Here is a 24,410-nt window from a genome sequence, read left to right as displayed (position 1 = left end):
TATTATCCTCTTGGTACGGGGCCAGTCATGCTTGAGTGACGTGAATCGCCCAAGACCGAAATCATCAGCATGGTCGCACCGACAACAGTGACATAGACGCCGACATCAAACAGTGCAGCCGAAGCTAAATGCATTTCTCCAATGATGGGCGGAGAGACATAAATATGTGCACTGGTCAGGAATGGACGTGACCAGAACCAGGCCGCGACACCGGTCAAACCGGCAATGGTTAAGCCGACTCCAATCCAGATTTCATAGAGACGACCGGATTTAGCGCCCAGCAACTGTTCGGTTTTGTCCTGTCCCACTGCGATATATTGAATAATAAGTGCCAGTGACGTCACCAGTCCGGCAATGAATCCACCGCCTGGCAGGTTATGGCCACGCATAAAGATATACAGGCTGACTACCAGCGCGACCGGCAAAATCCAGGATGCGGTAATACGCAACATCAGCGGGGAAGGATTAAAACGATAGGTCAGTCCTTGGGTCATGGTGGTGCCATGCGCACGCATGCCATCCATCAGGCTCAGAACACCAATGGCTGCAATGCCGAGTACGGTAATTTCGCCAAAGGTATCGAAACCACGGAAGTCGACCAGAATCACATTCACCACATTGGTTCCGCCGCCCAGAGGAATGGACTGTTGCAGGAAGAACCATGAAATGGAATTGTGATCACGGGTCATGATCAGCCAGGCAATTGCCGCAATCCCGAGACCGCCGCCCAAGGCAATAATGGCATCGCGCCAGCGACGGGTCGGGCTCGATTCATACGGAGTTAATTGTGGCAGTAAAGATAAACTCATCAGTAGCAGAACAGTGGTGACCACATCGACCGTAATCTGGGTCAGCGCCAGATCGGGAGCCGAGAAGCCGATAAAGACCATGGTGACGACCAGACCGACTGCACCGCTAATGAGGACAGCTTTAATGCGCTCATGATGGAACCACAGCAGCATCCAGCAGGCGGAGAACAGCAGTAACCACAGGATAATCGCCAAGGCAGGAGCATGGGTCAGCTCGCGCGTACCCGTACCCACCGCATTGCTGAGTAATGGGAATCCCACCAGCCCGATGGTAAAAATCACAATCCACAATAAATAGCTTTGTAATTTGCCATTTTCAGTGGTACGGCGGAAACGGCGTGAATTCAGCAGCAAATTTTTCAAAAACAGGTCGAACAGCACCCGGCCCTGTAAGCGGCCCAGTTTTGGATCCAAGTCGATTTCACGTAAGGCGCCACCTTTGGCGAGAGAAAAGTAAAAGATTATTCCGCCGAGCAGAGCGATCACACTCATCAGCAGCGGCAGGTTGAAACCATGCCAAAGCGCCAGATGGGTACCTTCAAAATCAAAATTTTGGGTTGTCGCTTGAGTGGTGCTATTGACAATTTTTTCTACTAGAAGAGCGGGTAATAGACCGACTAAAATACATAAAATTGCCAATAAGGTTGCCGGTGCGCGCATACCAAAGGCAGGCTCATGTGCATCTTTATTTGGGACCTGTTTGCCTAGCGGACCATCGAAAAAGACTCCATGCACCAGTCGAATGGAATAAGCCACCGCAAAAATCCCGGCCAGTGTCGCGACAGTAGCAGAGCCGACCATAAGTGGACCACTTAAACTGGCGACCAGTTCGGTAAAGAACATTTCCTTGGACAGGAAACCATTGGTCAAGGGTACACCCGCCATGGATGCTGCCGTGATCATGGTCAGCGTGGCGGTAAATGGCAGTAATTGCCACAAGCCAGACAATTTACGTAAGTCACGGGTACCAGATTCATGATCGATGATGCCGGCAATCATAAACAGTGCCGCTTTAAAGGTGGCATGGTTAATAATGTGGAAAATCGCTGCTGCAACAGCCAATGGTGAACCAATCCCGAGCAGACACATGATCAGACCTAAATGGCTGATGGTGGAATAGGCGAGCAAGCCTTTCAGGTCTTCCTTAAAAATGGCAAAGAAGGAGGCCATGCACAGGGTAAACAGACCAACAAAGGTCACAATATTATGAAACAGTGCAGCGCCGGCAAAGATCGGGAGCAAACGTGCGACCAGGAATAAACCGGCTTTGACCATGGTGGCCGAGTGCAAATAGGCAGAGACCGGTGTCGGTGCAGCCATGGCATTCGGCAACCAGAAGTGGAACGGGAACTGCGCACTTTTGGTAAAGGCACCAAGTAAAATCAGCAACAAGGTTGGAACAAATAAATGATGGGACTGAATCTGCTCAGTCATCGTCAGGATTTGGTCAAGCTGATAAGTGCCGGTAATTTGACCAAGCAGGACAAAACCGCCCAGCATCGCCAGACCACCCATTCCGGTAATGGTCAGGGCCATACGCGAACCACGTTGCGCCGCTTCGTAATTGCTCCAGTAACCCACCAGCAGGAAAGATGAAATACTGGTCAGTTCCCAGAAAATCAATAAGATAATCAGGTTATTCGACAATGAAATTCCGAGCATCGCCGCCATAAATAGCATCAGCAGGAGATACAGTTTGCTCAGTGAATTTTTTGGATTGAGATAATAATAGGCATAAATATAAATCAGTGTACCAATTCCGCTGATCAGCAAGGCAAACAGCAGTCCCAGAGAATCCAGGCGAAAACTGAAATCGATGCCGAGCTGGGGCAGCCAGGACCAGGTCTGGGTAATCACTGCACCATCAAATATGGCGGGCGCCTGACTCAATAATAATAAGAAACTGCTGAGGCTGACACCAATTGCCCCTAAAGCCGTTACCCCGCGCGAAAATTGCTTCAGCCACGAGACAAGGGTTGTGCCTAATACTAACGGTAACAATATAATAATCGGCAGCACACTCGTATCCATTGTCATGATTTAGGTTTTGATCAACCTAAGGTGAATCTTTATCTTTCAAGGATTACAGGACCCCAAGGAGCGACCCAAACTTCTCAATCTTGAAAGCCAAAAGAATATTCAAAAAGAATATAAAACAGTTGTATTGCGCAACTTATAAACGATAGCAAATTCCGATTTTACAATGAAATTCGCAAATAAAACCGATCATATTACAGGATAACAACAACATCAACGTTTTTATGTGGAACTTATAAATTATACGCCGGCTCGGATTTAACAGGCGCTGCATGCTTAAACAGATCATCCAGAAATGACCGAAAATTAAGATTAAATTGCAGGCATTGATTGTAAATTTGACTCAAAATAGTTTAATCAGGGCAAAAAGAGAATGCTGAAAAGGCTTCCTTGTTTACTCAAACAGTCGCTCTTATTTTTTTGAATCTGTTTAGAGCGACTGAGGTAGCGTCGGATGATGCTCCTGAGCAAGTAAAGCGAGCAATTCTTGTTGCTGTTCCGGATTTAACTGTTGTTGAATCATTTGCAATACAGCAAGCGGTGTGATGGGTTCGGTGACCGTTTCCAGTAAAGTATCTTCAGGCGAGATATCTTTATTTCGCTGCAATTCCAGCTCTGCGTAGATCTGATCAAACTGGGTTTTCATACTTTCAAGATGAATGGGGTGCAGCTGTTTATTTTCCAGTTTCAGACATTGAAAGCCTTGCGCCTGTTCCAGTAATTCAGGCCGGTTGCCGGTCGCAATAATCTGCAAGTTAGGAAAAGCCTGATGCAGGCGTGACAGGATCACTGCTGCCATCTCCTGATCCAGTTGATGATCAATTGCATCAATCAACAAAACGCCTGTACCTTCCTGACACGGGAATAAACTGTTGGTATTCAACAGACAAAGCCGCCGTACAATGTCACCCACCAGCGCAATCCAGTTGCGGATACTGTTGGGCAGTTGCTGGAACGTGAAAGTTTGTTGCTGATAGGTCACCATCAATTGCAGCTTGGGCTGATATTTTAAATAAATTTGACTGACTTCTGGCAGGATCAGTGACAGAGCCTGTTTTAAAGCGGTGAGATTCGGTGCATGCAGATGTGCCTGGGCTTTCTCGATCTGCCGGGCCAGTTCATCTGCGCGAATGTTTTCAGACTGCTGCAAGGCACGCGACAAAATCTGATCCATAATCTTGGCACTTTGCGCATTTTCAATATCACTGATTTCACGAAACCATTCAAAAAAACGGGCAAAGGTGGTGAAAGGAATCGCAGCGATTTCATAAGCATGTGCGGACTGGAGAATGGCCGGGTTATTTTTGCTGAGCAGATTGACTTCATTGGTAAAGCGTTCAGCCGGATAATAGGCAATTAGCGGCAAACCGAGCAGGGGATCGTGCAAGCGGGCTTTGTGATACAGGCTGAGCATGCTTTCAAGCTGTGAGGTTTCTGCTTTGCTAAAACCCAGACCCTGACTGTTTAGGGTCTTGTAGATTTGCCATGAACAGCTTTGTAGGTTCGCAGGCTCAGACTGACTGGATTCTGGCAAGCTGCCCATCTCTTCAGGAAAACCAATCCGGATGTCAATTTTGGATTGCAGCCGGTTTTGCATGATGTCCTGATCTTGCATCACCAGACCTGCAGCACGGCTGTCGCGATAACGGGCTGCAAACCAGGTCAGTGCCTGATAGCTAAAACGTAAAAGCGTAGTTTTGCCAGTTCCCTGATTGCCCAGAATCAAGGTGGCCGGGCATTGCGGATAATTAAACTGAAGCTGAATGTCGGAAAAATGCAGTGTGTGTTTCAGTTGAAACGCTTGGATGTGCATAGATCACCTGTCCCATGATGTTTACATCCATGCCATGCACTTTAACCGACTGCCTGCCGAAGCGACTGCGGCATCTTGATTTTCAGTTGCTGAATCAGGTCATAAATGTGATGAATATTTAAACTCACTTTAGCACGTGTACAGGCCACGTAAAGTAATCTTAATTCTTCATCACTAATTTTATGGTCTTTTTCATTCAGCTTAAACTGATAGTCATCTTCAATATGAACCCGATCCCATTCCAGACCTTTGGCCTTGTGTGCCGTGGAAATAATATAGTCGGCCTGGGCAATTGGTGTGATTTTAGCCAGAGCTTTTTTCAGCGGATCGGTGCCATGTTCGTCCACCAGTTTGACCAGTGGCTTGATGTCACTGCCTTCATTAGTTTCACAGTATTCATGGACATCATGCCAGGAGTTGAACCAGGCCAGTTCCGGCACATCAACCACACGTTTGCCCTGTTTCAGCATGGCAGCCGCATCGACAAAACGATTCAGTTTGACGTGATCGGCTTGCAGGCTGACTTTATCGCCACGAACTAAACCCGCTAATAACAATTCCATTGCACGAGCATTGGTCCGGCATAAAATTGCATCGCGCATTTTGGTATGCGGTTTATTCACGACTTTAGAGTCTAATTGCGGATTGCCGAGTAAAGGCACAGTTTCATTTAAGGCACCTAAAATGGCATTGGCATTCAGGGCAATTTCAGGACCAAAACGAAATGAGGTGGTCAGGCGCGATTCAGGTAAGGGCAGTTGCTGCATGGCATTGACTGCGCCACGCCAGGCATAAATCTGCTGATGCGCGTCTCCGACATAAATCACCTGGGTGCTGCGCTGTTTCAGTAGAATTCCCAGCATTAAGGGATCGGCATCCTGAGCTTCATCGAATAGTACATAATCGGCCGGGATATTTGGCTCGGACAGCGCCCAGAGCTTCAGATAAATGTCATGACCGATGCCGGCCTGATGATTTGGATCAATCGACTCTAGCCAGCGTCGTTCGACTGCCGGATAAAGTTTCTTCTGTAAAGTCTCGATATCATCCGGATGCAACCAGCTCGGCGCCTGAATATGCCGTGGGGCAGGGTATTGCGAACTGGTCGAGCAGAAATAGCCGACCGCATTGGCAACCAAACTTGCCAGACGCGAAGGCATCAAGACATATTTTTCATAACGCCCACCCATCATACGGCGCATGGTCATCGGTTCAAGCCGGTATTCTTTGGCAATAAAACTTGGACTCAAGCGTGGCAAGCGCAGTTTGTCGGTGACTCCACGTGGAACACTGCGAAATGCCAGCGAGTGAAAAGTACGGCAATCGACACCCCGGTGAAACTTGGCCTGTGCTTCACTGGCAATGGCCTTGTTAAAAGCCAGATACATGCCACGTCTTTGTGGCATGGCATCACTGATCATTTGCAGGGTCGTGGTTTTACCTGTGCCTGCATAGGCAATCACTTTAAAGGATTTGCCCAGACGTGCGTTATCAATGGCAGTGGCCTGCTCATAGGTCGCGGTCGGTTTTTTTAAATCAGACACAGATGAATTCAAGGCTTAATGCTGACGGTTGGCTTTTTCGACCAGACCGGACAAGCCTTGGCGGCGTGCCAGTTCATTTAATACCAATTGCACATCCAGGTCGAAATAACCCAGCATCACGATGGTATGGAACCACAGATCTGCCACTTCATAGATCAGATCATTTTTATGGTCTGCCGAAGCGTCCTGATCAAAGTCTTTGGCTGCCAGCACGGTTTCAAAGCTTTCTTCACCGACTTTTTCCAGAATCTTGTTCAGGCCTTTATGATACAGCTTGGCCACATAAGAGGAGTCCGGATCGGCCTGTTTGCGTTCTGCCATCATCTGGCCCAGATAAGACAGGACTTCGACCTGCTCAGATTGCGCGGTTGACGCTTGCATCGCCAGCGTATGCGGATTCGTGGATTTTTCACCATAAATCGCAGACGGATCTTTCAGCTGTGCATCGACAATTTCCCAGCCCATTGGCGTGAGCTTGCGATAGAAACATGATTCACGGCCGGTATGGCAGGCAATACCACCATGCTGTTCAATTTGCAGCACAATCACGTCGGCATCACAGTCCAGACGGATTTCATGTACGGTCTGAAAATGTCCTGATTCTTCGCCCTTATGCCATAACTTGCTGCGTGAACGAGAGAAATACACTGCCTGATTTTTTTCGGCAGTTAAAGCCAAAGCTTCACGGTTCATCCAGGCTACCATCAACACACGTCCAGTTTGATGATGCTGGGCAATGGCAGGGACTAATCCTTGTTCGTTAAATTTTACTTCATCGAGCCATTGCGCGTTGTTCATAAGGGTTTCCATCATTTCAATCAAAATATAAAAATACGGATAGGAAATATCCGCTGATAGTGTACGTGATCTCGCAGCATTTGCGGCAAAAATCTGTGTTGATCAGGACAGGCTGTGTCGTGGTTTTTTAAATCAGTCCACTTTATTTCAGATCTTGCAAAAATGAGACAGAGAAAAGCCGCCTGGTTGGCGGCTCGTATTGTGATTCAATTATCCGTATGAAAAATTACCAGTGTTCGCCCGGGAACAGACGTGCATATGCTTTTTGCACCAAGTTTAATTTTTGTGGCTGACCCACAGATGCAGTTGAACTTGGGAACAGGTTATAGCCAATCGACATCAAGACATTGTTGATATCCGGTGCAATTGAATAGGTAATGGAAGCCAGACGGCCCAAACCGGTCGCCACTTTCTTCGGACGTTTCACAATCGCATAGGCAATCAGGTCAGCCGCCTGTTCCGGAGAAAGCGTCGGTACATATTTATAGATTTTGGTCGGCGCAATCATCGGGGTGCGCACCAAAGGCATATAGATCGACGTGATTGCGATTTTATGCGAATGCACTTCTGCAGACAGGCAGCGGCTAAAGGCGTCCAGCGCAGCTTTTGATGCGACATAGGCCGAAAAACGGGTGGCATTGGCCAGTACGCCAATCGAACTGATGTTAATAATATGACCCGCGCGACGAATCATCATTTGCGGCAGGATATTCATCACCAGACGCACCGCGCCGAAATAGTTCAGCTGCATGGTACGTTCAAAATCATGAAAACGATCTACCGACTCATGTACGGCACGGCGAATCGAACGTCCTGCATTATTGATCAGAATATCAATATGATCGACTGAGGCAATAATCTGTTTGGAAACTTCATCAATCGCTTCCATATTGTTTAAATCACATGGAAAGATTGAGGCTTTGCCGCCTTTGGCTTCAATTTCTGATTTTACTTGTTCTAGGGTTTCCTGAGTACGGGCTACCAGTAAAACATGGGCACCTGCATCAGCCAGTTGATGTGCTGTCGTTAAACCAATACCGCTGGATGCACCGGTAATCAGGACGGTTTTACCTGCAACACGTTTTTCCAGTTGTTTGTGTAGTCTAGTTTTCACGTTTGTTATCCCTAATTTGAAGTCAGCGTTCAAATTATTTTTATTAAAGATCTATAGCGCTCTAACAGAAGATGAGAGCGAAGGTGAGTCCAGATATGATAACCAATTCTTCAAGAAAATCTATAAATTAAACTATTGAAATTAAAATAAAAATTAGAGTAATTGCTCTATTTGTGTTCACTCTTTCATTTAACTTTTAACATGAAAATAAAAAGCAAAGCAAGTGGCTGTTTTAGAAAATAAATAAAAAAACCTCACCAAAATGATGAGGTTTCGAAGCGGCTCGGGCACCTTTTTAAACGGCCGCCAGCGCCTGTTCTAGATCGGCAATCAGGTCATCAATATGTTCAATTCCAATGGATAAACGTACCATATCCTCACTGACACCTGCCGATTTTAACTCCTCGGCATTCAGCTGACGATGTGTAGTGGTCGCCGGATGGCAGGCCAGACTTTTAGCGTCGCCGATATTGACCAGACGCGTGAACAATTGCAGGGCATCAATAAAACATGTGCCGCCTTCGAGACCATGTTCTACCCCAAAGGTCAGAATGGCAGACGGTTTACCTTTCACATATTTCTGTGCCAAGGCATGCTGTGGGTGATCTTTCAGGCCCGCATAATTAACCCATTTCACTTTAGGATGTTTTTGCAGATATTCAGCGACTTTCAGTGCGTTTTCAGTATGACGTTCCATCCGTAGGCTTAAGGTTTCCAGACCTTGCAGAATCAGGAATACATTCTGTGGACTGATCGCAGCGCCGGTATTACGCAGTGGCACTACACGCGCACGTGCGATATATGCTGCTTCCCCCAAAACTTCGACATAGTTCACGCCATGGTAGCTTGGATCAGGCGTATTCAGGGCAGGGAAACGTTTAGGATATTTACCCCAAGGGAATTTACCGCTATCCACAATGATGCCGCCAATTGAATTGCCATGACCACCGATATATTTGGTCAGGGAATGCACCACAATATCTGCACCAAAGTCGAAAGATTTTTGTAGTACTGGGGTGGCAACGGTATTGTCGACAATGACCGGCACGCCATATTCGTGCGCAATTTTAGCAATCGCTTCCAGATCAATAATATTACCCAGTGGGTTACCAATCGATTCCACAAAAACCAGTTTGGTTTTTTCGTCAATCAGCTGGCGCAGACTTTCCGGCTTTTCATAATCAAAGAAACGGACTTCAATGCCCTGTTTTGGCAGGGTATGGGCAAACAGGTTATAGGTACCGCCATATAGCGTTGACACAGAAGCAATGTTGTCACCAGCTTCAGAAATGGTCTGAATGGCATAGGTAATCGCAGCCATGCCAGAGGCCAAAGCCAGTGCTCCGATCCCGCCTTCCAGTGCTGCAACACGTTGTTCCAGAACCGCAGTGGTCGGGTTCATAATTCGGGTATAGATATTGCCCTGAACCTTTAAATCAAAGAGATCGGCCCCATGTTGAGTATTGTCAAAGGCATAAGACGTGGTTTGGTAAATCGGCACTGCCACAGCTTTGGTGGTTGCTTCAGGGGTATAACCTGCATGAATCGCAAGAGTTTCTGCTTTATAACTCATTCTGTTTGGTCTTCTTGTTTAAGTTTATGGCTTGAGTGTAGCATTTTCACATATGAGTAAAAGTGCAATTTTATTGAAATAAATATATGAAATATTCATATATCGACCTGGATTTGAGTCATTTATTTTACTGAAAACAACTGTTTAAAAAAACATCAGTAATAAACTTGTAACAATGCATTGAAGTTCATGGCAATGGCTTATGTTTTCGCAGCTTTCTGCGTATAATAGCCGATTATTTTTTCGCTCATTTTTGAGCTGGGGTAGTTGTTTTAACCCCATTTGGTTTTTCAGTTGAGGAGTCCTACGTGGCCCAATATATTTACACGATGAACCGAGTGTCGAAGATGGTTCCGCCTAAGCGCGAAATCCTGAAAGACATCTCCTTATCATTTTTCCCGGGCGCTAAAATTGGTGTGCTTGGTTTAAACGGTGCAGGTAAATCTACCTTGCTTCGTATTATGGCGGGCGTAGATAAAGATTTCTCTGGTGAGGCACGTGCGCAACCGGGTACAAAAATCGGTTATCTTGAGCAAGAACCACCTTTAGATGAGACCAAAGACGTTCGTGGTAACGTCGAAGATGGTTTGCGTGAACCGCTTGATGCTTTAGCACGTCTTGATGAAGTCTTTGCTGAATATGCAGCAGAAGATGCAGATTTCGATGCACTTGCGAAAGAGCAAGAGAAGCTTGAAGCGATTATCCAGACTTGGGATGCGCATAACCTTGCCAACCAGATGGATCAAGCGGCTGCAGCATTGAACCTGCCTGCTTGGGATGCAGATGTATCTAAGCTTTCAGGTGGTGAACGCCGCCGTGTGGCACTTTGCCGTTTACTTCTGTCTAAACCAGACATGTTGCTTCTCGATGAACCGACGAACCATTTAGATGCTTCATCTGTATCTTGGTTGGAACGTTTCTTGAAAGACTTCCCGGGTACCATCGTTGCGATTACGCACGACCGTTACTTCCTGGATAACGTAGCTGAATGGATTCTTGAGCTTGACCGTGGTATGGGTATTCCGTATCAAGGTAACTACTCTTCTTGGCTTGAGCAGAAAAATGCCCGTTTAGAACAAGAGAACAAGCAGGAAGAATCTTTTGCTAAAGCATTGAAAAAAGAACTTGAATGGGTTCGTTCAAACGCCAAAGGTCAGCAAAAGAAAAACAAAGCGCGTATGGAGCGTTTTGAAGAGCTTAACTCACGCGAATTCCAACAGCGTAATGAAACCTCTGAAATCTACATTCCACCTGGTCCACGTTTGGGCAACAAGGTTGTAGAAGTTGAAGGCATCAGCAAATCGTTTGGTGATCGCTTACTGTACAAGGATTTAACCTTCACAGTACCACCTGCTGCAATTGTGGGTATCGTGGGTGAGAACGGTGCAGGTAAAACCACGCTATTCCGTATGATGACTGGTGAACAGCAACCAGATACCGGTACGGTAACGCTGGGTGAATCGGTTAAAGTGGCTTATGTCGGTCAGATCCGTGACACCTTAGATAACAACAAAACCGTTTGGGAAGAAGTGTCTGGTGGTTTAGATATCTTGAAGATTGGTGATTACGAAATCGCATCTCGTGCGTATATCGGTCGCTTTAACTTCAAAGGCCAAGATCAGCAAAAACGCGTAGGTCAATTGTCAGGTGGTGAGCGTAACCGTTTACAACTTGCGAAAATCCTGCAAATGGGCGCTAACGTTATCCTACTCGATGAACCATCGAACGACTTGGATATCGAAACCTTGCGTGCACTTGAGGATGCCATTCTGGTATTCCCAGGTACTGTGATGGTGATCTCGCATGACCGTTGGTTCCTGGACCGTATTGCGACGCACATCTTGTCATTCGAAGGTGAAACACCTGAATTCTTCACAGGTAACTATGCTGAATTCGAAGAATACCGTCGTAAACGAGATGGTGATGACCTTGTCGCGAAGCGTCAAAAATATCGTAAAATCGGTGTTTAATCATCTCCGACTTTTGTAAATAAAAAAACCAGCCTCAGGGCTGGTTTTTTATGTTTATTATATGGTGGAGGGTAAATTAGATTTCCCACTCATGATTACATTCACGGCATTTCCATTTCTTTTGGGTTTGCATGAATGCCTGCATTGAAATTTTAAAATCAGGTAGATCTTTATAGAACATAAAACCTGCGATCAAAGAAAGAATAAAGACGATCACAGTCGCAGTCTGTAAAGTGGTACCTGCACCATCGCCAAAAATCCACATCGCGATACTAATAATCACCAGCAATAATAACAGGAACAGGGCAGGGACCAGAAACATTAAGCTTTTAGGAACCACTGGACGTGGAGCTGCTTGACCTGGCTGGGCCACTGGCATGATTTTCGGGCTTTGACACTTAGGGCAACGATATTGCATTACAACTCCAAAATTCTAAATTACTGATTATTTTATCGGAAGATGCGAAGAAACCGAAATATTGCCCAACATAAAATATACAGGCAATAAAAAACCCAAGTCGCAATGCTTGGGTTTTTTATAAGATGACCATAATATATTATGGTCATCTTGAATATGGCGTCCCTACGGGGATTCGAACCCCGGTTACCGCCGTGAAAGGGCGATGTCCTAGGCCTCTAGACGATAGGGACAATTGAGGCAAATAACACAGCTAAAGCAAGACTTGATTTGGTGGAGTCAAGGAGGATCGAACTCCTGACCTCTACAATGCCATTGTAGCGCTCTACCAACTGAGCTATGACCCCAGTCTGTGTGAGCGCTATATTAGGGATATCGCGCTCACACGTCAACACAAAAATTAATTAAGCTTGATCAACTGCTTCATTTTTCGGCAACTTTAAGCTTTCATTGAGTTTTTCCCAGACTTTCAGCTCTTTTTTGCTTGGACCACCGACAATTTCCAGCGCATGACGTAAACGTGCAAAGGTTAAATCAGGACCAATGGTCACCATCGTTTGCATCACGGGTGTAGACGCAGTCGAACCGGCGATCGCAATAAAGAACGCAGGCATGAAATCACGTAACTTGATTTCCATCTGTGTCGCCAAGTCCATCAAGGTCTGGCTCACCGTGTCGTTATTCCAAGTAAACAGGCTTTCTAAACGCCAAATTGCGAATTGAAGACTTTGACGTACCTGTTCATCCGACAGTTTCTTGCTTTCAAACTGTTCTTTAGACAGGGTCGGGAAGTGGTTGAAGTAATGCGCAGACCAATTTACTGCTTCAGACAGCAGGTTAATACGCGGTTGAATCGCAGCCGCAATTTCTTCTAACTTGGCACGATCTGCTTTCCAGGCCAATAATGTGTCTAGAAGTTCAGCCGGGCTGAGTGCCTTGATCCATTGACCGTTTAACCAGTTTAGTTTCTCGACATCAAAGATCGGACCACCAAGTGATACACGTTTGATATCAAAATGTTCAATCATTTCTGCCAGAGTGAATTTTTCACTTTCATCTGGCATTGACCAGCCCATACGACCTAGGTAGTTCAACAAGGCTTCAGGTAGTACACCGATGTCTCTATAGTAGTTAATTGAGGTCGGGTTTTTACGTTTAGACAGCTTAGATTTATCCGGGTTACGCAGCAGTGGCATGTGGCATAGTACCGGCATGTCCCAACCGAAATATTGATACAGTAACTGATGTTTCGGCGCAGATGGAATCCATTCTTCACCACGAATTACGTGGGTGATTTGCATCAAATGATCATCTACTACGTTTGCTAAATGGTAGGTTGGGAGGCCATCGGTTTTTAGCAGGATTTGCATGTCTACTTGCGCCCATGGAATTTCCACTTCGCCACGCAGCATGTCATTGAATTTACATACGCCTTCGGTTGGTACTTTCATACGGATGACGTGTGGTTCACCAGCGGCCAAACGACGCTCAACTTCTTCTTGAGTGAGATTCAGACCGCGACCATCATAACGTGGCGACTCACCACGTGCCTGCTGTTCTGCACGCATTTGATCTAGTTCTTCTGCAGTTGCAAAACAGTAGAAAGCATGGCCTTTCTCTACCAGTTCCAAGGCATAATTTTTATAGATATCCATACGTTCTGACTGGCGATACGGCGCATGCGGGCCACCGACATCAGGACCTTCAGACCAGTTCAGACCCAACCAGCGCAATGAATCCAGGATCATTTTTTCAGATTCAGACGTTGAGCGCAGTTGGTCAGTATCTTCAATACGAAGAATGAATTCACCACCATGCTGTTTAGCAAAACATAAGTTAAACAAGGCGATATAGGCAGTACCTACATGCGGAAAACCAGTAGGAGAAGGTGCAATACGAGTACGAACAGTCATAGCCGGATCTAATCTTAGATATAAAATTGCAGCTATTATAGCGAAAAAGCCACATCACTTAATGCTTTATTCAACATTGAATGATGTGGCTTTTAAATCCGGGAATATTCAGCGCTGTTGATGCTGATTAAGAATGAGCACTCGAAAAAATACTTTGGACAAAGCGGGTGAAGCGGTAATTCTGTTCTGCAAAGAAATTTTGCGAAGGTGCGACTTTAAATGCAGTCAAGACTTTTAGATTATCTTCTGTTTGAAGTGTTTTTTCAGTTTTTTGTTGCTGAATCGCTTTTTCAATCGGCGAAGTCTTGCTTTCAACAGTGCTTACTGCAGGCTTCGGCAAGTCTGTCTTCACAACGACGGCATGACCGAGTTGAATCGAGAACAAAATAATCAGGCTTAGGATGCTGGCTGTGAATAATGTAAATTTCATATCCAAACTTCCTCCTTACTTCTGGTTGGTTTTATTTTGTTAAAAATGTTTTTTTAATACTCTGTCTACAATTTAATCACAGTTGATCATAAAGAAGTAGAACCAAGTCACATTTTTTACAAAATAAATAATATAACTCTGTGGAAAATTACCAAAAATCGTAATTTCCTGTTTTGGTGGCCTATTTTTAACAGACAACTGTGAAGAGAACGTGAAGAACTGTCTTATATTGTAGCAGAAGATTACTTTTCTAGCAGAATATGTATCCGGATTTAATTGTTAAAAGATATCTCAAAATCAGAAATAGATTGTAGGTATTGTTATAAATACATGATTGTTATGTTTATTTTTGATTTGTATAGTGCAGGTCATATAAACAATGAGTTACATCAAATGAAAAAAATAATAGCATCCGCAATCTTGACAATTTCAGTGGGAACAGCAGTACAGAATTCCATTGCCAAAGATTTCCTGAATGTCTCTTATGACCCGACCCGTGAATTTTATCAGGAATATAACGAAGAATTTGGCAAGTTCTGGAAGCAGAAAACCGGACAAACGGTTAATTTTAAACAGTCGCATGGTGGCTCAGGCAAGCAGGCGCGTTCAGTGGTCGATGGTTTACAGGCCGATGTGGTGACTTTGGCTTTGGCCAATGATATCGAAGAAATCGTCAATGCAGGTTTAATTGAGAAAGGTTGGCAAAAAGAGTTTCCGAGTAATTCGGCACCTTATACGTCTACGATTGTATTCTTGGTGCGTAAAGGGAATCCAAAGCAAATCAAAGACTGGAATGATCTGACCAAAGCGGGTGTAGATATTATTACCCCAAACCCGAAAACCGGTGGCGCGCCGCGTTGGATCTATCTTTCTGCTTGGGGTTATGCACTGAAACAGCCCGGCGGTAATGATGCGAAAGCCAAAGAGCTGGTGAAAAAACTTTATCAAAATGTCAAAGTGCTCGACTCTGGTGCCCGTGGTTCACTGACGACGTTTGCCGAGCGCGGTATTGGGGATGTGCTTTTATCCTGGGAAAATGAAGCCTTGCTGGCGACCCAAGGTCTGGGTAAAGACAAGTACGATATCGTTTATCCATCGATTTCAATTCTGGCCGAGCCATCGGTAGCGATTGTCGATAAAAACGTGAATAAAAATGGCACTACCCATCTGGCAAAAGGCTATTTGAACTATTTATATTCACCAAAAGGGCAGGAGCTTGCGGCGAAATATTTCTTCCGCCCGCGAGATACTAAAGTCGCTGCCAAATATTCGGTTCAGTTCCCGAAAATCCAGACCTTCACCATTGATAAAGTCTTTGGTGGTTGGGCCAAAGCGCAAAAAACACATTTTGTGAATGGAGCGATTTATGACCAGATTTACAATGAAAAAAGATAAGTAAGCGGTAGTCTAAATAGAATAAGGAAAATGGCTAAAGTGTTATCCATTTTTTTTATATCTAATGCATAAAATTCTATATATTAGAGATAAGTAGAATAATAAATAGTATTTTTCTTTTAAAAACATAATATTAATGCAGAAAAACCTTTCATTTTATCGTGTTGTGATGTTGTAGGGTGAATTGCGATAAATGATTTTATTTCATATAGTTATATCTAATGAAGATAAACTCTGTGCTGCCATGAAAACTCAATTAAAATCGTTATTTAGTGCTGCCTTATTGGCGACTGGTTTGGGTATGACCGCGACTGCTTCACAAGCAGCAGACCGTCAGTTTCTGAATGTATCCTATGATGCTACGCGTGAGTTCTATGATGAATTTAACAAATCATTTGGGGCTTACTGGAAAAACCGCACCGGTCTGGATGTGAATTTCAAGCAGTCTCATGGCGGTTCGGGCAAACAGGCACGTTCTGTGGTCGATGGCTTGAAAGGTGATGTGGTGACTTTGGCGCTGGCCAATGACATCGAAGAAATTGTGAAATCTGGTCAGATTCAGCCGGGCTGGCAAAAGGAATTCCCACATAACTCGGCACCTTATACCTCGACGATTGTATTCATGGTACGCAAGGGCAATCCGAAAGGCATCAAGGACTGGAATGACTTAACTAAACCAGGCGTGCAAATTATTACGCCGAACCCGAAAACGGGTGGTTTGCCGCGTTGGGTATATCTGTCTGCATGGGGTTATGCCGAGAAACAGCCAGGTGGTAATAAAGCCAAAGCACAGGACTTTGTCGGCAAGCTTTATAAGAACGTGAAAGTGATGGATTCTGCTGCACGTGCTTCAATGACCACCTTTGCCGAGCGTGGGATTGGCGATGTATTGCTGACTTGGGAAAATGAAGCCTTGGTCACGCAAAAAACCTTGGGTAAAAACAAGTTTGATATCGTTTATCCATCGATTACGATTTTGACTGAACCGTCAGTGGCGATTGTGGATCGTACCGTGGAGAAAAATGGCAATAAATGGTTAGCAACAGGTTATATCAATTACCTGTATTCACCGTTGGGTCAGGAAATGGCAGCTAAACATTTCTATCGTCCACGTAATGAAAAAGTATTAGCCAAATATTCAGCACAGTTCCCGAAAATCAAAACCTTTACCATTGATGAAGTCTTTGGTGGTTGGGCCAATGCACAGAAAACCCATTTTGTGAATGGTGCAATTTTCGACCAGATTTATAACAGCAAACGTTAATTGATCTGCGAAGTTATCTAGATTGAAAAAAGCCTCCAAAACTGGAGGCTTTTTTGTATGAGAAAAATGCTAAAACGGTTTTCTCTATGGAAAGTAATATTTATCTACAAAAAGTCGTTTGGAGCTTTGCCTAAACAGGGTGATAATGTGCAGTTAAATTTTTCCCCCTATTGATTGAGTTTTTATGTCACATATTTCTGTATTACTTCACGAAACGATTGATGCCTTGTTGGCGGGTCGCAATACGGGAACTTATGTGGATGGAACCTTTGGCCGTGGTGGACATACGCGTTTATTGCTGTCCAAATTAGATGAAAATGCACGTGTCTATGCCTTTGATAAAGATCCGCAAGCACTGGCTGTAGCGGCTGAACTCGAACAAGAAGATTCACGTTTTAAAATTATTCATGCCAGCTTTGCTGATCTGAAAGATGCATTGGCTGAGTTGGGCATTGAACAGGTCGATGGGTTAATGGCGGATCTCGGTGTTTCTTCACCGCAACTGGATCAAGCTGAACGTGGTTTCAGTTTTATGAAAGATGGCCCGCTGGATATGCGTATGGACAACTCGCAAGGTCCGACCGCAGCAGAATGGCTGACCCAGATTGAAGAAGAAGCGCTGGCGAATATCATTTTTAAATATGGTGAAGAGCGTTATAGTCGCCGTATTGCCAAGGCAATTAAGGCTGCCGGATATATTGATACCACGGCAAAGCTGGCTGAGATTGTAAAAGTAGCACACCCGAAATGGGAAAAAAATAAGCATGCTGCGACCCGTACTTTCCAGGCGATTCGTATTGCTATTAATAAGGAATTAGAAGATATTGAAATCTTCTTGCCTCAGGCCGTTGAAATCTTGAAACCTGAAGCACGTTTGGCGGTGATTAGCTTCCATTCACTGGAAGACCGTTTGATTAAACAATTTATTCAAAAAGAGTCAACGCTTGAAGAAGATTCAGGCTGGGGAATGCCACAACAACAGAAAGATACGCGACGTTTAAAGAAAGTTTCTCGTGTTAAAGCCAGTGATGAGGAGGTCAAAGCCAATCCTCGTTCACGTAGCGCATGGCTGCGGGTAGCAGAACGTTTAGCTTAATAGGCAGATCATGAAAACGGAAGTGGTTGATAAAAAAACAGAAAAATTGTGGCTGAAAAAAGTTACAATCTATCTCATGCTGATACTGATGGTCTTCATCAGTGCAGTATTTGTGGTATTTCAGGTATTTGAATACCGTCAGGATAACAGAAAGCTGAGTACCTATCTGCGTGAAAGGGATGACCTGAATGCAGAGTGGGGGCGTTTGCTGATTGAGCAGCAAACTTTCGGCGCGACGGCACAGATCGGTACGCGTGCAGTGACACAGCTGCGTATGTATTCACCTCCGGTTTCACAAAGTGTCGTGATTTCCTTACCACAAACTTCAGATGAGAAAAAATAAGGCTAGCGTTCCGACATGGTAGACAAGAGAAAGAAGCAACCGGTACGTAAAAAACAATCGGTCACCGACAAAAATGCCTCAAATGTTTATATCAATCGTTTTTACATCATGTGGGCGGTGGTGCTGCTGTGTTTTGTGACACTGATTTGCCGTGCTTTCTATGTACAGATTATTAATAAAGATTTTTTGCAAAATAAAGCCAATGCCAATATTTTAAGAACCAATACCATCAAGGCGATGCGTGGCGTGATTTATGATCGTAATGGCATTCCATTGGCGATCAGTACTCCGATCATGAAAATTGTGATTGATCCACGTGATTATTTTGACAATAAAAAACTCTATGACGAGACCATGCTGGCGCTGGAAAAAGAACCGAATAGCCGCAAGCTCAAACGTCAGCTACCGGATAAAAACCTGAATCTGGATGAGCTGGCTGATGCAGTCGGTATGGATCGGGCAGAACTGCGCAAAAAAATGGAAGAACGTCCGCGTTCACGTTATCTGATCCTGAAAAAAGAAGTTCCGCCACAACAGGCCGAACTGATCATGAAACGTAATTTTCAGGGTGTGTATACCGAGAAAAACTATAAACGTTATTATCCGCAGCCACAGCCGAACTCTCAGATTATTGGCCTGACCAATAGCGAAGGCAGCGGCATTGAAGGTCTGGAAATGCAGCTGAATAGCCGTCTTTCCGGCAAGGATGGCGAGCAGCAGATCATTCGCGATAAAAAAGGCAATCGGGTCAAAGAACCGGAAGTGATTAAAGAAGTTGAACCGGGCGAAAATATTACCTTAAGTATCGACTCACGTCTGCAATATATCATGTACCGTGAGCTGACTGCGGCCGGAGTTGCCAATAATGCCCGTTCAGCGACTGCGATTGCGGTAGATGTCAAAACCGGTGAAATTCTGGCGCTGTCATCATGGCCATCCTATAACCCGAATGATAAAAACAGCCTGCTCAATAAGGATGCGATGCGTAACCGCGGTGCAGTCGATTCTTTCGAGCCGGGTTCGACCATGAAGCCGCTGACTGTAGCGATGGCCTTGGAAAGTGGCAAATATACGGCGAATTCAGTGGTGAATACCACACCGGGCAGTATGCGGGTCGGTAATCATACCATTCGTGATACGCATAACTATGGTCAGTTGACCTTGGGTGGCATTATCCAGAAATCCTCTAACGTTGGTGTGGCGAAACTGGCCTTGTCGCTGCCGTATGAAACCTTACCAACCTTCTATAAACGTCTGGGTTTTGGTCAGCGTTCAGCAGTGAAATTCCCGGGGGAAAGTGCCGGTTTGATTCTTCCACCAAGCAAATGGAATGTATCAGAAGTGGCGACTATGTCTTATGGCTATGGTCTGAACGCCACCGTGTTACAACTGGCCGATGCCTATGCCATGTTGGCCAATAAAGGCGTGAAAATGCCGCTGAGCCTGTACAAGCTGGAAGAGCAGCCGCAGGGTGAACAGATGATCGATGCCAAGATTGCCGATCAGGTCCTGCTGATGATGGAAACTGCAACCTTGCCGGGGGGTACGGCGACTCGTGCCACCATTCCAGGCTATCGCGTGGCGGGTAAAACCGGTACTGCACATAAATTGCGTGCCGACCGTAAAGGTTATTCAACCAGTGAATACCGGGCTTTATTTGCCGGCGTAGCACCAGTCAGTGACCCACGGATTGCCATGGTGGTGGTAGTAGAAAATCCACAAGGCACTTACTATGGCGGTACGGTATCTGCACCAGTCTTTGCCCGCGTGATGCAGGAATCCTTGCGTCTGCTGAATGTCCCTCTGGACAAACCTTTAGAACCTCCCAAAGTCCAGTAAATAGGTGATCAATGTCTATTACATTTCAAGATCTCTACACCCCTCACGATGTCGCTGACTGGATGAAGCAATCCTTTCAGGGCTTCGAGCTGGATAGTCGTAAAGTTAAACCAGGACAGATTTTTATTGGCCTGACCAGCCTGTCACAATCGGAAAAAACTGCTCAATTTGCCCAGAAAGCCTTAGAGCAGGGTGCATTAGCTGTGATTTCAGAAACTGAACTGGATGTATCTCCAAATTTGGTGGTAGCAGATGTACGTCATCTAATGGGGCAATGGCAAAAGCAGTATTTGCAAGCAACCCAACCCGTTACGGCTGCGCGTATTCTTGCAGTCACCGGCACCAACGGTAAAACCACGATTTCTCGCTTGGTGGCTGAATTCATCATGCTGCAAGGCAAAGCTTGTGCAGTGATGGGCACTACAGGTAACGGCATTCTGCCAAATCTGGAAGCATCTTCGCATACCACCCTGGATGCCTTGCAATTGCAAAATGCCTTGCATAGCTATGCGCAGGCCGGTGCGAAGTTTGCCTCGATTGAAGCTAGTTCGCATGGTCTGGAACAAGGCCGCTTGAATGGTTGTGATATCGAGATTGCAGGCTACAGCAATTTGAGTCGTGACCATCTGGATTATCATGGAACGCTACAAGCTTATGCAGAAGCAAAGTCTGGTTTATTCCGGTTTGAATCTTTAAAAGTGGCTGTCATCAATATTGATGATGAGCATGCACAGATCATGCTGGATGCTGCGAAAAACAATCCGGCACAGCCTAAAATTTTGACTTATTCCACCACACAAAAAGCGGATTATCAGGTTCAGGATATTCAGTACAGCATTTCAGGTGCGACCTTTAAACTAAAAACTGCTTCTGCTGAATATGTGGTTAACAGTCCATTGCTGGGACATTTCAATATTGAAAATCTGGTCGCCAGTCTGATCATGGCGGAACAGGCCGGATTTGACTTGGAAAGTTTGATTGCAACTGTGCCACAGCTCAAAGGTGCGCCCGGTCGGATGCAGGTGTTGCGTGATGGCGAACGTCTGTTTGTGGTGGATTATGCCCATACCCCAGACGCCCTGACACAGGTTCTGGTGACCTTAAAGCGGCATGTCTCGAAAAATCTCTGGGCACTCTTCGGTTGTGGCGGCGACCGTGACCGCGGTAAACGTCCACTGATGACCCAAGCTGCTTTAGACGGTTCGGATATTGCAGTACTCACTTCTGATAACCCGCGGACCGAAGATCCGGCACAAATTTTTGCTGATATGAAAAATGATATCGACTTTTCCGGCAAAACCTATCATGAAATTCATGACCGTCGTGAAGCGATCAAGTTTGCGGTTAAACACGCGCAGGCGGGTGATATTGTCGTGATCGCAGGAAAAGGGCACGAAAATTATCAGGAAATTGATGGCGTACGTCACTGGTTTGATGACGTGGTCGAAGTGCAGGCTGCGATTGATGGCCAGCATTGCAACACAGATACCGCCTATTCAGCGCATTAGGATTCAGATATGCATACCTCAACAACAAGTACTGTGGCGCTGGAGCCGTGGAGCGTAGAACAATTACAGCAGGCTACTCAAGGCTACTGGCTGAATGATGAAAAGCCTGCAGGCCAGATCAAGCGGATTTTGACTGATTCACGTGATGCAGAATCAGGTGATGCTTTTCTTGCGCTGAAAGGCGAGCGTTTTGACGCGCATGACTTTATTGCGCAAGTGGCGGCTCAAGGTTGTGACATTGCCATTGTCAGCCGTCCGATGGATACTGATATTTGCCAGTTGGTGGTAGAAGATACCCGTCTGGCATTGGGATTGTTAGGTGCTTATCGCCGTCAGCAGAATCCTCAGCTCAAAGTCATTGCCTTGACCGGCAGTAGTGGCAAGACCACGACTAAAGAAATGCTGGGAAGCATTCTGTCGCGTCTGGCACCGACCTTGGTTACGCGTGGTAATTTGAATAATGACCTCGGCGTGCCGGTAATGTTGCTGGAGCTCCGTCCTGAATATCAATATGCGGTGATAGAACTCGGTGCGAGTCATCAGGGTGAAATTGATTACACCTCGAAAATGGTGCAGCCGCATGTGGCCGGGATTATTAATATCGGGACTGCGCATTTAGGTGAATTTGGCGGCCGTGACGGAATTTGCCGTGCAAAATCCGAGATTTATGCGCATATCTCTGAGACTTCGATTATTCCTGCTGCAGATGATTTTGCTGAAACCATTCGTGCCGCAGTAAGAACTGAAAAAAGCTTGAGTTTTGGTACCAATGGTGATGTTTATGCCAGCGATGTAGTCCTTGAAGCTCAATCTTCAAGCTTTACCCTGAATACGCCACAAGGCTCGAAAACAGTTCAGTTGCCGTTTGCCGGTGAGCATAATGTCGAAAATGCCACAGCTGCCGCTGCATTTGCCTTGGCGATCGGTATTGGTCTGGATGATATCGTGGCCGGTCTGGAACAGGCCGTGGGTGCGAAAGGTCGTCTGAACTTTATTCCGTACAAAGACTATTTATTTATTGACGACACCTACAATGCCAATCCGGGTTCGATGCGTGCAGCGGCTGAAGTTCTGGCGCAGCAGCAGGGCATCCGGGTGATGGTCACCGGCGATATTGGTGAACTCGGTTCATCTGCCGCAATCGAGCATTACAAGCTCGGTCGGGATCTGGTCTCGGTGAAAGGCATTAATTTTGTGGTGGCTGTAGGTGAATTTGCGCCTGCCGCACAAGAAGGTGCTCGTAGTACACAATATGGTAAAAAAATGCAGGCTTTCCTGAATCAGGAGCAGGCATTACCGTTTTTAATTCGTTTGATTGAAACACATCAACCTCAGCCGATGTCATTCCTGTTTAAAGGGTCGCGTTTTACCCATATGGAAACATTGATGGCTGCATTGATGGAGAAACTCTAAATGCTGTTATGGCTCTTTGAACATTTGGCGGGCTTTGACAGCACGTTTCAGGTGGTTCGTTATTTAACTTTACGTGCTTTGCTCAGTGTCTTGACGGCATTGACCATCGGTCTGGTGCTCGGTCCTGTAATGATTCGCAAGCTTCAGGCGCTGAAATATGGTCAGGCAGTCAGCTCGTATGCCCCTGAAAACCATGCTAAGAAAATGGGCACGCCGACCATGGGCGGGGTGCTGATCCTGCTTTCGATTGGTATCTCAACTCTACTCTGGGCAGATCTTTCCAATCCTTATGTCTGGATTGTGCTGGGTGTGATGGTGATTTTCGGTGCCGTTGGCTGGGCCGATGACTGGATTAAAATCCGTTATAAAGACAATGCGGGTTTGCCTGCGAAGAAAAAATTCTTCTGGACTTCAGTTGGTTCTTTGGGTGCTGGTATTGCTTTGTATGTCATTGCACAGCAACAGACCAATCCAGTGCATACCGCAAATATGCTGGATCTGCTGATTCCATTCTTTAAAGACCTAAGCATTCCATTGTCGATGATTCCGTTGGGTATTGGCTTCATTATTTTCACTTACTTCGTGATTAATGGTGCCTCCAATGCCGTGAACTTGACTGATGGTCTGGATGGTCTGGCAATCATGCCAATCGTGCTGGTTGCTACAGGTTTGGGCGTATTTGCCTATTTGGCCGGTGACGTGCGCTTTGCCAATTATCTGCATATTCCTTATGTAAAATATTCGTCTGAACTGGTGGTGGTCTGTGCTGCCATGATCGGAGCGGGTCTGGCTTTCCTTTGGTATAACGCCCATCCAGCCCAAGTATTTATGGGGGATGTCGGTGCTTTATCTCTCGGTGCAATGCTCGGTACGATTGCCGTCATGGTTCGTCAGGAAATCGTATTTGCGATTATGGCCGGTGTCTTTGTGGTGGAAGCGGTTTCAGTGTTCTTGCAGATTGGTTCATTAAGAATGCGCAATAAACGTGTATTCCTGATGGCACCGCTACATCATCATTATGAAAAGAAAGGCTGGCGTGAAACCCAGGTGGTGATCCGTTTCTGGATTATTACGATTATGCTGGTAGTTTTGGGTCTAATGACCTTAAAATTGCGCTAAGAAATGCATTGGAA

General features: G+C 45.6%; 18 protein-coding genes and 2 tRNA genes. 9 read left to right on the top strand and 11 right to left on the bottom strand.

All coding sequences use genetic code 11. The features are described 5' to 3' along the window. Nucleotides 1-2: 2 nt before the first annotated feature. The 6 genes from AC13CK_RS07540 to AC13CK_RS07515 all read right to left on the bottom strand — a co-directional run bounded on the left by AC13CK_RS07540 (nucleotide 3) and on the right by AC13CK_RS07515 (nucleotide 9,688). Complete coding sequence (locus AC13CK_RS07540) at nucleotides 3-2,840, bottom strand: monovalent cation/H+ antiporter subunit A (protein ID WP_482831067.1); 2,838 nt, start codon at nucleotides 2,838-2,840, stop codon at nucleotides 3-5. A gap of 436 nt (nucleotides 2,841-3,276) precedes the next feature. After that, a complete protein-coding gene (locus tag AC13CK_RS07535) occupies nucleotides 3,277-4,659 on the bottom strand; it encodes an ATP-binding protein (RefSeq protein WP_425879362.1) in 1,383 nt (460 codons plus the stop codon). A 41-nt stretch (nucleotides 4,660-4,700) separates the two neighbouring features. Next, complete coding sequence (locus AC13CK_RS07530; protein WP_253147983.1) at nucleotides 4,701-6,203, bottom strand: UvrD-helicase domain-containing protein; 1,503 nt, start codon at nucleotides 6,201-6,203, stop codon at nucleotides 4,701-4,703. 15 nt (nucleotides 6,204-6,218) lie between these two features. Then, a complete protein-coding gene (gene hisIE / locus AC13CK_RS07525) occupies nucleotides 6,219-7,001 on the bottom strand; it encodes a bifunctional phosphoribosyl-AMP cyclohydrolase/phosphoribosyl-ATP diphosphatase HisIE (protein ID WP_180037265.1) in 783 nt (260 codons plus the stop codon). A gap of 226 nt (nucleotides 7,002-7,227) precedes the next feature. Continuing rightward, nucleotides 7,228-8,115 (bottom strand): SDR family NAD(P)-dependent oxidoreductase, encoded by an 888-nt coding sequence (locus tag AC13CK_RS07520; RefSeq protein WP_004644933.1) that lies wholly within the window; start codon nucleotides 8,113-8,115, stop codon nucleotides 7,228-7,230. Nucleotides 8,116-8,410: 295 nt separating this feature from the next. Further along, nucleotides 8,411-9,688, bottom strand: coding sequence for an O-acetylhomoserine aminocarboxypropyltransferase/cysteine synthase family protein (locus AC13CK_RS07515; protein WP_482831045.1), 1,278 nt, complete (start codon nucleotides 9,686-9,688; stop codon nucleotides 8,411-8,413). Nucleotides 9,689-9,996: 308 nt separating this feature from the next. Between AC13CK_RS07515 and ettA the strand changes: the two genes are divergently transcribed. Continuing rightward, nucleotides 9,997-11,658: an energy-dependent translational throttle protein EttA gene (ettA, locus tag AC13CK_RS07510; RefSeq protein ID WP_004281122.1), complete on the top strand. Its 1,662-nt coding sequence runs from the start codon at nucleotides 9,997-9,999 to the stop codon at nucleotides 11,656-11,658. A gap of 76 nt (nucleotides 11,659-11,734) precedes the next feature. Here ettA and AC13CK_RS07505 read toward each other — a convergent pair whose 3' ends face one another. The 5 genes from AC13CK_RS07505 to AC13CK_RS07485 all read right to left on the bottom strand — a co-directional run bounded on the left by AC13CK_RS07505 (nucleotide 11,735) and on the right by AC13CK_RS07485 (nucleotide 14,419). Continuing rightward, nucleotides 11,735-12,076, bottom strand: a complete 342-nt coding sequence (locus tag AC13CK_RS07505; protein ID WP_004281123.1) for a membrane protein — start codon at nucleotides 12,074-12,076, stop codon at nucleotides 11,735-11,737. Between the two features lie 157 nt (nucleotides 12,077-12,233). Continuing rightward, a tRNA-Glu gene (locus tag AC13CK_RS07500) sits at nucleotides 12,234-12,309 on the bottom strand. Between the two features lie 38 nt (nucleotides 12,310-12,347). Continuing rightward, nucleotides 12,348-12,423, bottom strand: a tRNA-Ala gene (locus AC13CK_RS07495). Nucleotides 12,424-12,480: 57 nt separating this feature from the next. Beyond that, complete coding sequence (gene gltX, locus AC13CK_RS07490) at nucleotides 12,481-13,989, bottom strand: glutamate--tRNA ligase (RefSeq protein ID WP_243474094.1); 1,509 nt, start codon at nucleotides 13,987-13,989, stop codon at nucleotides 12,481-12,483. A gap of 127 nt (nucleotides 13,990-14,116) precedes the next feature. Further along, the gene (locus AC13CK_RS07485; RefSeq protein WP_425879371.1) at nucleotides 14,117-14,419 is read right to left on the bottom strand and encodes a hypothetical protein; all 303 of its coding nucleotides are present in this window, start codon (nucleotides 14,417-14,419) and stop codon (nucleotides 14,117-14,119) included. Between the two features lie 393 nt (nucleotides 14,420-14,812). On the opposite strand from AC13CK_RS07485, the gene AC13CK_RS07480 reads away from it, so the two are divergent. From AC13CK_RS07480 to mraY, 8 genes are all read left to right on the top strand, one after another. After that, nucleotides 14,813-15,814: a sulfate ABC transporter substrate-binding protein gene (locus tag AC13CK_RS07480; RefSeq protein ID WP_425879373.1), complete on the top strand. Its 1,002-nt coding sequence runs from the start codon at nucleotides 14,813-14,815 to the stop codon at nucleotides 15,812-15,814. A gap of 244 nt (nucleotides 15,815-16,058) precedes the next feature. Further along, on the top strand, nucleotides 16,059-17,078 hold the full coding sequence (locus tag AC13CK_RS07475; protein ID WP_026055777.1) for a sulfate ABC transporter substrate-binding protein: 1,020 nt from the start codon (nucleotides 16,059-16,061) through the stop codon (nucleotides 17,076-17,078). Between the two features lie 184 nt (nucleotides 17,079-17,262). Beyond that, on the top strand, nucleotides 17,263-18,174 hold the full coding sequence (gene rsmH / locus AC13CK_RS07470) for a 16S rRNA (cytosine(1402)-N(4))-methyltransferase RsmH (RefSeq protein WP_312586360.1): 912 nt from the start codon (nucleotides 17,263-17,265) through the stop codon (nucleotides 18,172-18,174). Nucleotides 18,175-18,250: 76 nt separating this feature from the next. Next, complete coding sequence (ftsL, locus tag AC13CK_RS07465; protein WP_370940785.1) at nucleotides 18,251-18,517, top strand: cell division protein FtsL; 267 nt, start codon at nucleotides 18,251-18,253, stop codon at nucleotides 18,515-18,517. A gap of 15 nt (nucleotides 18,518-18,532) precedes the next feature. Next, a complete protein-coding gene (gene ftsI / locus AC13CK_RS07460) occupies nucleotides 18,533-20,356 on the top strand; it encodes a penicillin-binding protein PBP3 (protein ID WP_005108506.1) in 1,824 nt (607 codons plus the stop codon). 11 nt (nucleotides 20,357-20,367) lie between these two features. Further along, complete coding sequence (locus AC13CK_RS07455) at nucleotides 20,368-21,864, top strand: UDP-N-acetylmuramoyl-L-alanyl-D-glutamate--2,6-diaminopimelate ligase (RefSeq protein ID WP_425879376.1); 1,497 nt, start codon at nucleotides 20,368-20,370, stop codon at nucleotides 21,862-21,864. Nucleotides 21,865-21,873: 9 nt separating this feature from the next. Then, on the top strand, nucleotides 21,874-23,277 hold the full coding sequence (locus tag AC13CK_RS07450; protein WP_425879378.1) for a UDP-N-acetylmuramoyl-tripeptide--D-alanyl-D-alanine ligase: 1,404 nt from the start codon (nucleotides 21,874-21,876) through the stop codon (nucleotides 23,275-23,277). Further along, nucleotides 23,278-24,396: a phospho-N-acetylmuramoyl-pentapeptide-transferase gene (gene mraY / locus AC13CK_RS07445; RefSeq protein ID WP_004644946.1), complete on the top strand. Its 1,119-nt coding sequence runs from the start codon at nucleotides 23,278-23,280 to the stop codon at nucleotides 24,394-24,396. It begins immediately after the preceding gene. Nucleotides 24,397-24,410 lie beyond the last annotated feature (14 nt).

The sequence above is a fragment of the Acinetobacter sp. L-24 genome (genome assembly GCF_056857555.1).
This window is presented reverse-complemented; position numbering and strand designations above follow the sequence as displayed.